Raw genomic sequence first — 13,910 nt, 5'->3', positions numbered from 1 at the left:
GGACAGGCGGACGGCAAAGCGCTAATCGCATCATCCATGCATGCGAGATCCCTCGATAAGAAGCCCCTGGACAGGCAAGCGTCGATCGATTCGGCGCTGAGAACGGTGGCAACCGAGCAGGCGGGAATCGCCGCCCTGGCCGAAGCGCTCGAGAACGGACTGGCCGCGCCTTTCGCGCAGGCCGTCGACATGATCTCGAAGATCGATGGCCGACTGATCGTCACCGGTATCGGCAAAAGCGGCCATATCGGCTCCAAGATCGCGGCGACGTTGGCTTCGACCGGCACGCCGGCCTTCTTCGTCCATCCCGTCGAGGCCAACCATGGCGATCTCGGCATGATCGCCAAGGACGACGCGATCATCGCCATATCATGGTCGGGCGAGAGCAAGGAGATGATGGGCATCGTCACTTATTCCAGGCGATTCTCCATCCCGCTCATCGCCATCACCTCCGGCGAGACATCGGCGCTGGCGCGCGCGGCCGACATCGTGCTGCTTTTGCCGCGTACGCCTGAGGCCTGTCCGCACGGATTGGCGCCGACGACGTCGACGCTGCTGCAATTGGTCATGGGCGATGCGCTGGCGATCGCGCTGCTCGAGGCACGCGGCTTCACGCCGGATCATTTCCGCACCTTCCATCCCGGTGGCCAGCTCGGCGCCAACCTGACCGTGGTTTCCGAGATCATGCGGGTCGGCGATCAGATTCCGCTGGCTCCGCTCGGCACCAAGATGCCGGAAGCGGTGATGACGCTGTCGCAGAAGAAGGTCGGCTGCGTCCTGATCGTCGACGCCAACGGCGAATTGGCAGGGATCATCACCGACGGCGACGTCGCGCGCAATTTGCATCGTAATCTCGCCGACGTCGTCGTCGACGATGTGATGACGCGCACGCCCAAGACGGTCGACCCTCAGACGCTTGCCGGTACGGCAATCGCGCTCCTCAACGAACACAATGTCGGCGCGCTGGTGGTGACCAGGAACAACATGCCGCTGGGCGTGGTGCATTTCCACGACCTGCTGCGCATCGGCGCCGCCTGAGATGTACCTGATATTCAGGTGAGGCCGGTCCGCAAACGGCTCATACCTGCGCTTTCGGTGCTCCCGGAATTTAAATATGCCCCGCTCTGGCTCTCGATATCAGCCGGCGATTATATATTTGACAGACCCGACAAAGAGATACATCGCAGATGTCGATTGAGATGACACAGCATGAGAAGGCAAAGGCGACTAAGTGACCGTCATCGTTCTTGAAGTCGCTGCAATCATATTGCCGATATTGGGGCTGGTTATCTTTCTGTCTCGCAACCTTGAGACGCATCAACGCTTGTTCGTATTCATCGTAGCCCTCATTTTGAGTGCGCCGGTTGGCTTCGCGCTATACCTATGGTTCGTTCTGATGCTTTTTAACGGCCACTCACTATGAGATGGCAAAGAGGTCTTCCTTGCTTCGTCATCGGGGCTGTAAAATATAATCTCCTATCAGCCCTTGTTGCTCGTTTCGCGCCCGTCTTCGACTCCGACTCGGCCTAGCCTGAATCGCAACACACCTCCAAGCGCGGCGCGGTCGAAAAATTTAGACCTGCTCCACCGTCAATTCCAGATCGGTATCAGCGGCCGCGGTGACGCGCACCTGCGTGCCGGCCGGCAGGTCCGGGCCGGAGACGCGCCACAACGTATCGCCAAGCTTGATGCGGCCACGGCCGTCCTTGATCGGCTCGGCGAGCGTCGCCATCCTGCCGACCAGCTGCGCGCCGCGGCGATTGAGAAGCGGCTGGTCGGTCGGCTGGTCGCGTCCGCCCATCAGTTTCTTGCCGACGAAGGCTGAAACCAGCGACAGCACGAGGAAGACGAGCACCTGGACCTGCCAGCTCCAGATGGCGGCATCCCAGATCAGCAGCGACGCCGCGCCGACGATCAAAGCGGCGATGCCGATCCAGAGCATGAAGAAGCCCGGCGCGACAACCTCCACCACCAGCAGCACGAAGCCCAGAACCATCCAGTTCCACGGGCCGAGTTCCGAAACGATATGGTCGATCATGACAGTGGCCCGATCTTAGTTGTCGGAGGGCCTGACAACAGGCGGACGTGCTGCCTGCCGCTGCGCGCCGGCCGTGCCTTCGCCGCGGAAGACTTCCTTGGCGATCTCGCCAATGCCGCCGAGTGTGCCGATCAGCGACGAGGCTTCGAGCGGCATCAGCACCACCTTGCTGTTGGTGGCCGAACCGATCCTGGTCAGTGCTTCGGTGTATTTCTGGGCGACGAAGTAGTTCAACGCTTGCACGTCGCCCTTGGAAATGGCTTCCGACACCACCTGGGTGGCGCGAGCTTCGGCCTCGGCCGAGCGCTCGCGCGCCTCGGCGTCGCGGAAGGCGGCTTCCTTGCGGCCTTCGGCTTCGAGGATCTGCGACTGCTTGAGGCCCTCGGCGGCGAGGATCTGCGCCCGCTTGTTGCGCTCGGCGGTCATCTGGCGGCCCATCGATTCGATCAGGTTGGCCGGCGGATTGATGTCCTTGATCTCGACGCGAGTGATCTTGATACCCCACGGATGCGCCGCCTCGTCGACGACACGCAGCAGGCGCTCGTTGATGGCGTCGCGGTTGGACAGCAACTCGTCGAGGTCCATCGAACCCATGACGGTACGGATGTTGGTCATCGTCAGGTTGAGGATGGCGTTCTGCAGGCCCGAAACCTGGTAGGCGGCCTGCGCCGCATTGAGGATCTGGAAAAAGGCGATGCCGTCGACGCCGACGATGGCGTTGTCGCGGGTGATGATCTCCTGGCTCGGAACGTCAAGCACCTGCTCCATCATGTTCAACTTGGCGCCGATGCGGTCGACGAACGGTGTGATCAGGTTGAGGCCAGGTGTCAGTGTCTTGGTGTAACGGCCAAAACGTTCGACGGTATAGTTGTAGCCTTGCGGAATTGTCTTGATGCCCTTGAACAGCACAAGCACGACAAGCGCGACCAAAACAACGACCGCAATATCGAAACCACTGAAATCCATTTGGCTCTCCCTCAGAGGCAGGCTGCGAGAGCCATTCCCGCGCAGCCGGCTTCACCAAAGACTTAAGTGTGTTTCAGCAACGTTACAATCAGGTGATGAGGGATTGTTTGCGGGTTGCGCTCAACGGTTGAAGGCAAATAGTCCTGCATCCATGTCGTCCAGCCCGCCGATCGAGGCGGAGACGATCTCGGAAGCGATGCGCGAGAAGGTGATGCCGTTGCCGCCATAGCCCATCACCGCATGGATGCGCGGGTGCCTCGGAATGGCGCCGATATAGGGCAGGCCGGTGGTCGTGGTGCCGAAGGAACCGGTCCAGGCGAATTCAGGCCTGACGTCGAGATGCGGAAACAGCCGGCCAAGTTTTGCGGCGATGCGCGCGCTCTTGTCGGCGATCAGCTCGTCACGCCGCGTTTCGTCGACGAAATCCTCGTCCTCGCCACCGCAGATGACCCTGCCGTCGGCCGTCGTCCTGACATAGAGGTATGGGTCGGACGCTTCCCAGACGAAGGCTGCCCGGGGCCAAAGCTTTCGCGGTTGCGGGCAGGTCGCGATGGCCCAGGTCGAGATGATCCGGTGGGCCGCCGCCGGCACGATGTCGATCAGTTCATAGCCGGTGGCCAGCACCATTTGTCGTGCCGTGATGATCGGGCCGTCTTTCGTGGCCACGACCACCTCGTCGGCGCCGTCCTCGATCCTTGTCGCTTCGACGGGGGCGTGGAAGCGCGCCTTGCGTTCCAGTGCCTTGAGAAACAGCCCGGCCGTCAGTTTGCATGGATCGAGCGCGATGTTGCCGTGGCTGTGGATGGCGCCATCGCGATCGATGCCGAATGTCTGCGCCAACGGCGCTGATGTGAGGTAGGTCGCGTCGATGCCGGCCTCGCGCCGCGCCTCGGCCTCGCCCCGGAGTTGCGAAGGGCCGAGCATGGTGCCGGCCAGATAGAGCGATTGGCTGCGGCTTAGGGCGCAGTTGATGCCAAGTTCGGCGATGCGGGCGGCAAGATTGGAAACGGCGAGCCGCGAGCGCCGCCAGGCCTGCTCGGCGGAGGCCTTGCCAATCGTCTTCGATAGAATTGAAAGCGGCTGGTCGATTTCGAACTGCACCAGTGCGGTGGTTGCCGCGGTCGAACCTTTCAGCGGTCCGCGCCGGTCAATGCAGATGACGGAGTGGCCGTCCGCCGTCAGCGCTTCGGCCATCATGGCGCCGCTGATGCCCATGCCGATGATGAGCACATCCGCTTTGGTGTCGCGGGTCAGCGCCGAAGTCGGCACGCTGGGTGCCCGATAGGCGGACCAGACAGGCCGGCCAGTGCTGAGGTCGAGTTTGCGGGCCATCGAATTCTCCGGAAGCGCGGCTCAACGCTGCGGAGAGGCCGTTGTTCCGGTCTCAGACCCAGCCGGACAGTTCGCGCCGCGCCATCGCCTCGATCACCGCCATCCCTTCGGCGCTGTCGTTGAGGCAAGGGATATGGGCGAAGTTCTTGCCGCCGGCGTGGTGGAAGGTCTCGGCGGCTTCGCGGCCGATTTCATCCAACGTCTCGATGCAGTCGACGGAAAAGCCGGGATTGACGATGGCTATCGACTTGACGCCGTCCTTGCCCAGTTTCTCCACGGTCTTGTCGGTATAGGGCTGCAGCCACTCCTGGGCGCCGAAGCGGGACTGGAAGGTTGTGATCAGCTTCTTCTCGTCCCAGCCGAGCTTCTCGCGCAGCAGCCGTGTCGTTTCCAGGCAATGCGCCTGATAGGGGTCGCCCTTGTCGGAATAGGGTTTCGGGATGCCGTGATAGGAGGTGATGACGATTTCCGGTTCGAAATCGAGTGTTGCCAGATGCCGTTCGATCGAGGAGGCGAGCGCCTCGATGTAGACAGGCTCGGCATAATAGGGCGGCACGCTGCGGATGGCCGGTGCCGCCCGCATCTTCATCAAGGCGCGAAACAACTGGTCATTGGCGGTGGCCGTCGTCGTCGCCGAATATTGCGGATAGAGCGGAAAGGTCAGGATGCGGTCGCAGCCCTGCGCGAGCAGCCTTTGGGCGACGCTCGCAGTCGAGGGGTTGCCGTAGCGCATCGCCCAATCGACGACGACATTGGGCAGGTCGCGCAGTGCCTCGGCCAGCTTTTCGGACTGGGCGCGCGTGTAGGTGCGCAGCGGCGACTCGTTCTTCTCCTGGTTCCAGATCCGGGCATAATTGGCGCCCGATTTCTTCGGCCGCGTGGTGAGCACCAGGCCGTAGAGGATCGGATACCAGACCGCCCTGTTGAGCTCGATGACGCGCGGATCGGACAGGAATTCCCTGAGATAGCGCCACATCGGCTTGAAACCGGTGCCGTCGGGCGTGCCAAGATTGATCAGCATGACGCCGACCTTGCCGGCTCCGGCGGGCGCGTGCCCCGCCGTCAGGCCAACCGGCCTGGCGGCTTTGTGATCGACAGCGGTGGTTAGCGTCATAAGGGTTCTCCGGACACGGCGTGAAACTAGCGATGGCCCGCCGGTTTTCAATGCCGCGTCTGGCCGCACCTTACCGCGTTTCCAGCCGAAAACAGAACACCCGCCCGGTTCCCGCGGGTGTCCGTGGGAAAGGCGAAGTGACGCTACTTCGCCGGGATGGTCAGCGTGGCACCGGGCATAAGCCGGTGCGGCCTTTGACCCTGGTTGGCTTCATAGATGACTTTCCATTTGGTCGCGTCGCCATAGGCCTTCTTTGCCAAGTCCCAGTAGGTATCGCCGGCAACGATGACATGGCTGCTCTCGGCTGGCGCGGCCTCAGCCGGCTTTGCCGGTTCTGATGGTGTGGATATTGGCGCGGATTCGGCAGGAACTTTCGCGGCCGGGGCGGTCTCGGTTGGCTTTGCCGGTTCGGCAGGCGCCGGCGTCGTCGGGGCGGGTGCGGGCGGAGCAGGCGGGGGCGGCGCTCCCTCCGTCGATATGGCAGGTGGCGTGTTGGCGATTTCGCCTGAATTGGCGGGCGGTTCCGGCATTGCAGGCGCGGCCTCGGCGGGCTTGGCCGGTTCTGCCGGCTTGGCGGCATCCGCTGGTGCCGGGGCCGCGGGAGCCGCCTCGGCCGGCTTGGCAGGTTCGGTTGCCGGAGCAGCGGGAGCTGCCGCTGTCGTCGCGGCGATCTCGGTGATGCGGCCGTCGAGCTTGGGCGTGTAGGGCCGATGGGCTGCGAGATAGTCGGCAACGACCTGTTCGAGGCCGGGGCCATAGTCGTAGGCGTTCCTGGCCTTGTCGGCGAAGACCTTGTAGCCGTCGCCGCCCTGGCGCACGTAATTGTTGGTGGCGACCAGATAGTCCTTGTCGGGCTTGATCGGCGTCCAGGCGCCGTTTTCCATCACCTCCACCGACTTGACGCGGCCGGCATTGGGCGCGACCGACTTGTCGAAGGAATATTTGAGGCCCGCCACCTGCGGGAAGCGCCCGGCGCCGTCCTCGATCTGGCTGAGGCCGTTTTCCAGCCCCGCGACCAGATCCTTGCCGGAGATCTGGAAGGTCGCCAGCGTGTTCTGGAACGGCAGAACGGTCAGCACCTCGCCCATGGTGACGGTGCCCTTGTCGATCGAGGCGCGCAAGCCGCCGCCGTTGGAGATGGCGATCTCGACGCCTTGTCCCTTGACGCGATCGAGGATGGCGTCGGAGACGAGGTTGCCCATCGTGCATTCGCGGGCGCGGCAGCTCTCGCGGCTGCCGTCGACGACATCGGTGGTCTCGGCCACTTCCTTGTTCTTCAGGGCCTCGATCGGTGCGCCGAGTTCCTTGATGCGTGCGAGCACGGCGGGATCCGGCGGGATCGACTTATCGAGATAGACCGGATCGCCGCTGGCCGATTTGACGACGCCATTGTCGTCGAACACGACCTTGAACTCGCCGAGATATTTCGAATAGGACGCCGCCTGCACCACCGGCACCTTGTAGCCGCCGGGATTGTCGACCATCGTCGGATAAGGCCCCGCGGCCTTCGGGTCGGTGTTGGACAGAAGCGTGTGGCTGTGGCCGCCGACAACGACATCGATGCCGGGAATCTTGGCAATGATGTCACGCTCCCTGTTATAGCCGATATGGGTCACGGCGATGATCTTGTTGATGCCTTGCGCCTGCAGCTTCTCGACCTCCGCCGTGATCGACTTGACGTCGTCCTCTATTGCGATGTTGGGGCCGGGGGAGGCGAGTTCGGGCGTGTCGTTGGTAACGGCGCCAATGATGCCGATCTTCTGGCCGCCGACTTCCACGACGATCGATGGCTTGACGCGGTCGCCGAGCTTGGACTGAGCGTTGGCTTTCACATTGGCGCCAAGCACGGGGAATTTGATCATGTCGAGGAACGGCGCCAGCGCCGCTTCGCCGTCGTCGAACTCGTGGTTGCCGAGCGCCATGGCGTCGAACTTCATGTCGTTGAGAAACTCGCCTTCGACCTTGCCCTTGTAGGTCGTATAAAACAGCGAGCCTTGGAAATTGTCGCCGGCGCTGAGCAACAGCACGTTCTGGCCCTGGAGCTTCTTGCGTTCCTGGGCGATCGCGGTGATCAGCCGGCCCGCGCCGCCGATGCACTCGCCCTTGGTCTCTTCGTCGGCCGAGCAGGTCGTTTCATATTTGTTGTTGCCTTCGATGCGGCTGTGCCAGTCATTGATGTGCAGGATGTTCAGTGTGTAGTCGGCAAAGGATGCGCCGGCCGATAGGACAAGCGTCGATGCCGAAAGGGCGGCAATGGCGGCAAGCTTCTTCATCTTCGTCTCCCGGTAGGCTGATCAGAGGCGTTTAACGCGCTTGCTTGACTGGGATATAACAGCCAGCGTTTTGACCATGTTCCCATCGTGTTCCGGCTGAGGCAAGCGCAAAACCCGGGGTATTTGCAAGCGCAAAAAAAGGACGGCGGCCACTGGCCGCCGTCCCCGATGAGTCCGATGTCTGCTGGTTCAGACGCGCCGTGTCAGCACGAAGTTCTGGCCGGCTGAACTGGTGCAGTTCAGCTGGCTGGTGGACACCAGCAGGCAGTTGAAGCTGACGCCGGTCTGGCGGATCAGCGAGGTGCCGTTGATCTGCACCGACGTTGGGCCGGTCATCGTGTAGCTGCCATCGGCAAGCTTCTGGCCGGTATCGGTGGCGACGGTCGTGAACTTTCCGCCGTTGAAGGTCGACAGGCCGGTGCCCTTGGCATCGATCCACGACCCTTCGACGCCCTTTGGCGCGGCTGCCATCGGCGGCGCGTCGGGACCGGTGGTGGTACAGGCCGCGAGCATCGTGGCAATGGCGCCCGCCACGCCCATCGAAAGAACTTTGCGCGCAATAGTCATGTGAAATCCTCTCCAAACGCATCAGCCCAAAGATCGGATCCGATTTTGGAAGGCATGATGCGAACGTCCAAAGTGCTGGAGCGGGCGTGCGTCCCATAAGACGCACGCTGCCCAGGCCGCATCTCTTCAATCGCCCGATTTCCGGGCGATTGCAAGGCAATGGCGCAGGGTGCGCGCGACGCTATCGGACGAGGATGTTGCGGAATTGCCACGGGTCGCTACGGTCGAGATCCTCGGGGAAGAGGCCCGGGCGCCGGTCGAGCGGCGTCCAGTCGGTGTAGTAACCCTTGACCGGCCCGAGATAAGGCAACTGCACGTCCAGGCAGCGCCTGTAATCCATCTCGTCGGTCTCGACGATGCCGGCCTGGGGATTCTCGAGCGCCCAGACCATGCCGGCCAGGACCGCCGAGGTGACTTGCATGCCGGTGGCATTCTGATAAGGCGCCAGCTTGCGCGCCTCGGCGAGCGACAGTTGCGAGCCGTACCAGTAGGCATTCTTGTCGTGGCCGTAGAGCAGGACGCCGAGCTCGTCGACACCGTCGACCAGTTCGTTCTCGTCGAGCACGTGGTGCACCGGCTGAGGCTTGCCGGCGGCGCCGAACATCTCGTCCAGCGACAGCATCGCGTCGTTGCAGGGATGGTAGGCATAGTGGCAGGTGGGGCGGTATTGAACCTTGCCCTTCTTGGAGCGCACGGTGAAGAAATCGGCGATCGAGATCGCCTCGTTATGCGTCACCAGCAACCCGTATTGCGGGCCAGGCGTCGGGCACCACGAGCGCACGCGGGTGTTGGCCCCGGGCTGCTCCAGATAGATCGCGGCCTTGGAGCCATGCTTGTGCTTCTTGCCGTTCTTGGGCATCCATTTCTCGTGCGTGCCCCAGCCGAGTTCGGCCGGCTGCAAACCCTCCGAGATGAAGCCCTCGACCGACCAGGTGTTCCAGAACACATCCATCGGCTTCGGCTTCTTGGTGCGCTGGGTGTCCCGCTCGGCAATGTGGATGCCCTTGACGCCCGCCTTCTTCATCAGCTTGGCCCAGCCCTCACGGTCGTCCTGTGCCGGCTCCGAGAAGTCCATGCCAAGGTCGGTGGCGAGGTTGACCAGCGCCTGCTTGACGAACCACGAGACCATGCCCGGGTTGGCACCGCAGGTGGAGACGGCGGTGGCGCCACCCGGCTTGTCGTGCTTTTCCTTGATCAGTGCTTCGCGCAGCGCATAGTTGGTGCGGCTGGCATTGTCGGCCTTGGCGTCGAAATAGAAGCCGAGCCATGGCTCGACGACGGTGTCGATGTAGAGCATGCCAAGTTTGCGGCAGAGCCGCATCAGGTCCACCGAACCGGTATCGACCGACAGGTTGACGCAAAAGCCCTGGCCGCCGCCATTGGTCAGAAGCGGCGTCAAAAGCTTCTTGTAGTTCTTCTCGGTCACCGCTTCCTGGACGAAGGCGATGCCGCGCTCGTCGAGCAGCTTGCGATCGGTATCGCGTGGGTCGATGACCGTCATGCGCGACTTGTCGAACTTGAAATGGCGTTCGATGAGAGGCAGCGTTCCCCGTCCGATCGAACCGAAGCCGATCATCACCACAGGGCCGGTGATCTCACCGTAAACAGGCCAGTTTTCATTCGCCATTTTATCGAGCACTCCTTCAGACACGTGCAAAAAAAGCCAGGCATTTTCGCCAACGGCCATGCGCTACATCACAGATCATTGTCATAAACCAGCGAAAAGCGCCAACCCGCGGCTAGCCATCCTTGGCCATGTGGTTAAGGACCGACACCAGCCGGTCGCGGTCCGATGTCAGGCCCTTGTAGTCGAGTTGGGCAAGATCGAGCTCTTTGAGCTGGGCGGCAAAGGACACTGCGAGCGTCGCCCGGTCGGGGTGCCGCGCCAGCACGGCGAGCGGGTCGAGATGGATTCGGATGGTGAACAGGATGTCGCGCGAAGAGGGCAGCTTGCGCAGCGTCTGGCGTTCGACGCGGATGAAGGCGTGCGCCTTGACGTCACCGTCGGGGAAGCGTGTCGGCCGGTTCGTGGCGCGGTCGATGCGCTCGACATTGGACAGCGGATGGTAGAGCGCATCGCCCGACTGGATCGACCAGTTGTAGCGTTCGACGGCTTGCCCCTGCAGACCGTCGAACATGCGGTTGATCAGCTCCGCCGGCCTGGTGCCCGGGCCGAAGCCCGGAACCGGCGCGTGGATCTGCTGCAGCGGCTTACCGAATTTTTCATTGAGCGACCAGGACGAAGGGAAGCACAGCGAACCCGCGGCGAGCCGCCAGCCGCTGTCGTCGCGGCGCATCAGGATCAGGTCTTCCTGAACCAGCAGGGAGGCTTCGACGAGCGGTGCGCTGCTGATACCGGAAGGCAGGGCAGGTTGCTTCGTGGCGCCCACAATTTCGATGCCCGCATCGGTGCGCCTATAGGTGCCCGGAAATCTCCGAGGCAGGTATGCGCCGAGCAGGTCGAGCACTTCCTGCTGGGCATCGCGAGTCCCGTCCTCCTCGACGAAGACCCGCTCCGGAATTTCGGCGTAAAGCCGGCGCTTCTCGGCGAGATACGCCGGCAGATGGTCGTCGATCTCGATCCAGTCCGCGGGGTCGAGCGGCTTCAGCCCGATGGTGAAGAGTTTCGAGGAGCCGTCATAGGGCGTATGGGTGGGTTGGCGAAGACTCATTTTCGACTGTCGCATTCTCCGGGCCGCCTGTCAGGCCAGCCTCGCCGGGATCAGGCCGCGCAGCGAATTGCCGACGAACAACGCCTTGGCCAACGTCAGATCATCGTAGCTGTAGATTGCTTCCTCGGCCCGGCCTTCATCCAGAAGCGCTTCGCGCAGTACGCCAGGCAGCAAGCCACAGTCGAGCCGGGGTGTTGCCAGCACGCCGTCGCCGAAATCGGCGAAGATATTGGTGATGGTGCCCTCGCAGATTTCGCCGCGTTCATTGGCAAGGATCACCTCGTCGGCCTGGGTGACGAGATATTCGGAGCGGGCATGGGTGTAGAGCTGGCGCCGGCTGGTCTTGTGGCGCAGCAGTGTGTTGCTCGAATCGAGCCTCGTTCGCGCCAGCCGCAGCATCCAGATCTTGTCGGCGGCGAGCGGTTCATAGGGCTGCGCCGAGGCGGTCGCGTCGCCGTTGCGCGACAAGGCAAGCCGGGTGCGCATGGCGCCACGGGCGCCATCGAGGGCGTCGCTCAACACTTCCGCGATCCTTTGCGGGTCGCAGATGAAGCCAAGTTCAGCCGCCGAGCCGTAGAGGCGCGCAAGGTGGCGATCGAAGCGCAGGAAACCGGTCCCGGGTTCCCAGCGCATGGTCTCGATCAGCTCGAAATCGGCGGTGTCCCCGTCGCGAAGCGGGCTTTGAGCAGACACTCCTGATACTCCTCTTCGGCGACCGAATCGAAAACGATGCCGCCGCCGACATTGTAGACGGCCTCGCCATTGTCAAAGAGCGAGATGGTGCGGATCGCCACGGAAAAGCGCATCGTGCCCCCGGGAGCGATCCAGCCGATGGCGCCGCAATAGACGTCGCGCGGCGTGCCTTCCAGATCGTGCAGGATTTCCATGGCGCGGATCTTCGGCGCACCGGTGATCGAGCCGCAGGGAAACAACGCCGCGAATATCTGGCGAATCGACAGTCCCGGCAGCAGCTTCGCCCTGACGTCGCTGACCATCTGGTGGACGGTCGGGTAACTCTCGATGCGGAACAGTTCCGGCACCTCCAGCGTGCCGACCTCGCTGATCAGCGAGATGTCGTTGCGCAGGAGATCGACGATCATCCGGTTCTCGGCCTGGTTCTTCTCGTCGTTGCGCAGGAAGTTCTTCCGCCGTTCGTCTTCGGCTTTGGTCGCACCGCGCGGCGCGGTGCCCTTCATCGGATGGGTCTCGATCATGCCTTGCGCGTCGATCTCGAAGAAGAGTTCGGGCGAGCGCGACAGCACGATCGGGTTCCCCATTGCGACCAGCGCGCCATATTTCACCGGCTGGCGTTCGGTCAGCGCGTCGAAGGCTGCCAGCGGATCGCCCGACCATTGCGCCTGCACCGGAAAGGTCAGATTGCCCTGGTAGCAATCGCCTTGCCTGATGTGCTGGTGCAGCCGCGTAAAGCGCTTCTCATAGTCGTCGAACGACCAGGCCGCCCTTGCATCGAAGATTGGACCATTGGTCGCCGCTGCCGTGCGTAAAGGCACCGCCTCCTCGACCGGCGCATCGAAGACGCCAAGGCAGACCAGCGGCGCGCGGCGCCTCCCCGGCAGCAGGGGCACAAGTTTCGGCTCGAGCAGGTAACCCGCCTCGTAGGAGAAATAGCCGGCCAGCCATTTGCCGGCGTCGTGCGCGGCTTGCGCGGCCTGCAGCGCCGGCGCGAAATCCCGGGCGCCATGCGCCACGATGATGTCGGCCGGCCGGTCGAAAACGAGCTGGCGCGCGCTGTCGTCGTTGCGGAAAATGGCGGCGGGCAGGGACATGGGAACCGAGATCGATAAGGCCGACGATCGCTCTATATGGGAGGCCGGCCGCGCGCAATCGAGGGAACGGCGCCCTGTCCCTCAAAGCCGACCTATAGGCGACCTGCCCTGCCGGCAAAGAAAACCGGCGGCGCCCGTGGCGTCGCCGGTTACTGCGCTTGCCTTGGCCGTTCAGGTATTGCTGGAAGTTCCCGCGCTGGGGAAGCGCCGGGCGAATTCCTTCTCGTCGCCGGCGGCCAGCAGCTTGGCCTGTTCGACCCAGCGCTCGCGTTCGACGCGGCCACCGAATTGCAGGGCATGTTCGATCCGCTCGATGTCGGCCGCCGTCCAGGCTGCGATCTGGGCGAAGCTGGTCACGCCCTGTCCCCTGAGCAGCTTCTCGTTGACTGGGCCGATGCCGATCAACCGGCGCAGATTGTCGGGCTTTGCCGTGGCCGGCTTGGCTGCCGCCGGTGCAGCCTTCTTGGCGGCTGCCGGCCTGGGCGCGGCCGAACTCTTTGTCGCCGAAGCTGGGGTAACTGCGGGCTTGCTCACGGCCGGTTTGGCTGGAGCGGATGGCTTCGGCGCGGCCGATTTGGCTGTGGTCGCTTTCGCTGGCGCGGCCTTCGCGGCCGGTTTGGCAGGCGCAGCCTTGGCCGCCGCCGGAGCGGATTTGGCAGCAGCCGGCGCCGACACCGGGGCTGCCGGCGACTGACTGGCCTTCGCCGCGCCGGTTCCCGAGGAAGCCTGCGCCTCGCGCAACTGGCGCTCGAGATCGGCGCGCGTCTTGCCACATGCATTGAGTTCGCCGCGCAGGCTGTCGAGCTCACCGCGCAGACGGCCCCAGAGGAACCAGCCAACCAACACGCCTACCAGGAACGCCAGGACCACGTAGAAAAAAGTGCTCATTGTCTCTCTCCAGTCAGGTCCGTCTGCCGTGGCATGAGGCCATGACTTTCGGCGCGACTACTCGATGGTGGTTCCGCGGTTCGCGGAACAGCCGGCTTCGGTCGAGCTGCCGGCGATCGGCTTTTGCTTGCCGATGGCCAACGGCCGTTGTCGCGTTCGCCTGAGCGCCACGGCCGGCTGAGATTTTCCCCGCCGATCCGCACGCGCTCCGGCTGAGCTTGCGGCGAAGGCTATCATAGAGCTTATGGAAAGCTATCCGAAAACTTCCCTAGA

At 63.3% G+C, this 13,910-nt stretch carries 12 protein-coding genes; 1 reads left to right on the top strand and 11 read right to left on the bottom strand.

Features of this window, described 5'->3' with window-relative positions:
* Window positions 1–36 precede the first annotated feature (36 nt).
* Window positions 37–1,038: a KpsF/GutQ family sugar-phosphate isomerase gene (locus FJ930_RS04950; protein ID WP_141835409.1), complete on the top strand. Its 1,002-nt coding sequence runs from the start codon at window positions 37–39 to the stop codon at window positions 1,036–1,038.
* A 535-nt stretch (window positions 1,039–1,573) separates the two neighbouring features.
* On the opposite strand, the gene FJ930_RS04945 is transcribed toward FJ930_RS04950, so the two are convergent.
* The 11 genes from FJ930_RS04945 to FJ930_RS04895 all read right to left on the bottom strand — a co-directional run bounded on the left by FJ930_RS04945 (window position 1,574) and on the right by FJ930_RS04895 (window position 13,637).
* Complete coding sequence (locus FJ930_RS04945; protein ID WP_141835407.1) at window positions 1,574–2,038, bottom strand: NfeD family protein; 465 nt, start codon at window positions 2,036–2,038, stop codon at window positions 1,574–1,576.
* Window positions 2,039–2,053: 15 nt separating this feature from the next.
* Window positions 2,054–3,004 carry an SPFH domain-containing protein gene (locus tag FJ930_RS04940; protein ID WP_140741979.1) on the bottom strand — a complete coding sequence of 317 codons (951 nt, stop codon included), beginning with the start codon at window positions 3,002–3,004 and terminating at the stop codon, window positions 2,054–2,056.
* A gap of 120 nt (window positions 3,005–3,124) precedes the next feature.
* Window positions 3,125–4,336, bottom strand: coding sequence for an FAD-binding oxidoreductase (locus FJ930_RS04935; RefSeq protein ID WP_141835404.1), 1,212 nt, complete (start codon window positions 4,334–4,336; stop codon window positions 3,125–3,127).
* A gap of 52 nt (window positions 4,337–4,388) precedes the next feature.
* Window positions 4,389–5,450, bottom strand: a complete 1,062-nt coding sequence (gene hemH, locus FJ930_RS04930; protein WP_140741983.1) for a ferrochelatase — start codon at window positions 5,448–5,450, stop codon at window positions 4,389–4,391.
* Between the two features lie 143 nt (window positions 5,451–5,593).
* On the bottom strand, window positions 5,594–7,723 hold the full coding sequence (locus tag FJ930_RS04925) for a 5'-nucleotidase C-terminal domain-containing protein (protein WP_141835402.1): 2,130 nt from the start codon (window positions 7,721–7,723) through the stop codon (window positions 5,594–5,596).
* A 189-nt stretch (window positions 7,724–7,912) separates the two neighbouring features.
* Window positions 7,913–8,290 (bottom strand): hypothetical protein, encoded by a 378-nt coding sequence (locus FJ930_RS04920; RefSeq protein ID WP_141835400.1) that lies wholly within the window; start codon window positions 8,288–8,290, stop codon window positions 7,913–7,915.
* A gap of 181 nt (window positions 8,291–8,471) precedes the next feature.
* Window positions 8,472–9,917 carry a homospermidine synthase gene (locus tag FJ930_RS04915; RefSeq protein WP_141835397.1) on the bottom strand — a complete coding sequence of 482 codons (1,446 nt, stop codon included), beginning with the start codon at window positions 9,915–9,917 and terminating at the stop codon, window positions 8,472–8,474.
* A 112-nt stretch (window positions 9,918–10,029) separates the two neighbouring features.
* Complete coding sequence (locus tag FJ930_RS04910) at window positions 10,030–10,962, bottom strand: DUF3445 domain-containing protein (protein ID WP_141835394.1); 933 nt, start codon at window positions 10,960–10,962, stop codon at window positions 10,030–10,032.
* A 30-nt stretch (window positions 10,963–10,992) separates the two neighbouring features.
* Complete coding sequence (locus FJ930_RS04905; protein ID WP_141835392.1) at window positions 10,993–11,655, bottom strand: aminotransferase class IV family protein; 663 nt, start codon at window positions 11,653–11,655, stop codon at window positions 10,993–10,995.
* A complete protein-coding gene (locus tag FJ930_RS04900; RefSeq protein WP_181763286.1) occupies window positions 11,604–12,761 on the bottom strand; it encodes an aminodeoxychorismate synthase component I in 1,158 nt (385 codons plus the stop codon). Before FJ930_RS04900 ends, FJ930_RS04905 begins: the two co-directional genes overlap by 52 nt.
* A gap of 159 nt (window positions 12,762–12,920) precedes the next feature.
* Window positions 12,921–13,637 (bottom strand): proton-conducting membrane transporter, encoded by a 717-nt coding sequence (locus tag FJ930_RS04895; RefSeq protein WP_141835386.1) that lies wholly within the window; start codon window positions 13,635–13,637, stop codon window positions 12,921–12,923.
* Window positions 13,638–13,910 lie beyond the last annotated feature (273 nt).

Origin of the sequence: Mesorhizobium sp. B2-4-15, assembly GCF_006658505.1 — a bacterium.
Lineage (GTDB): Bacteria > Pseudomonadota > Alphaproteobacteria > Rhizobiales > Rhizobiaceae > Mesorhizobium.
Note: the sequence above shows the minus strand (reverse complement) of the source record. Positions and strands in the feature narration are given on the sequence as shown.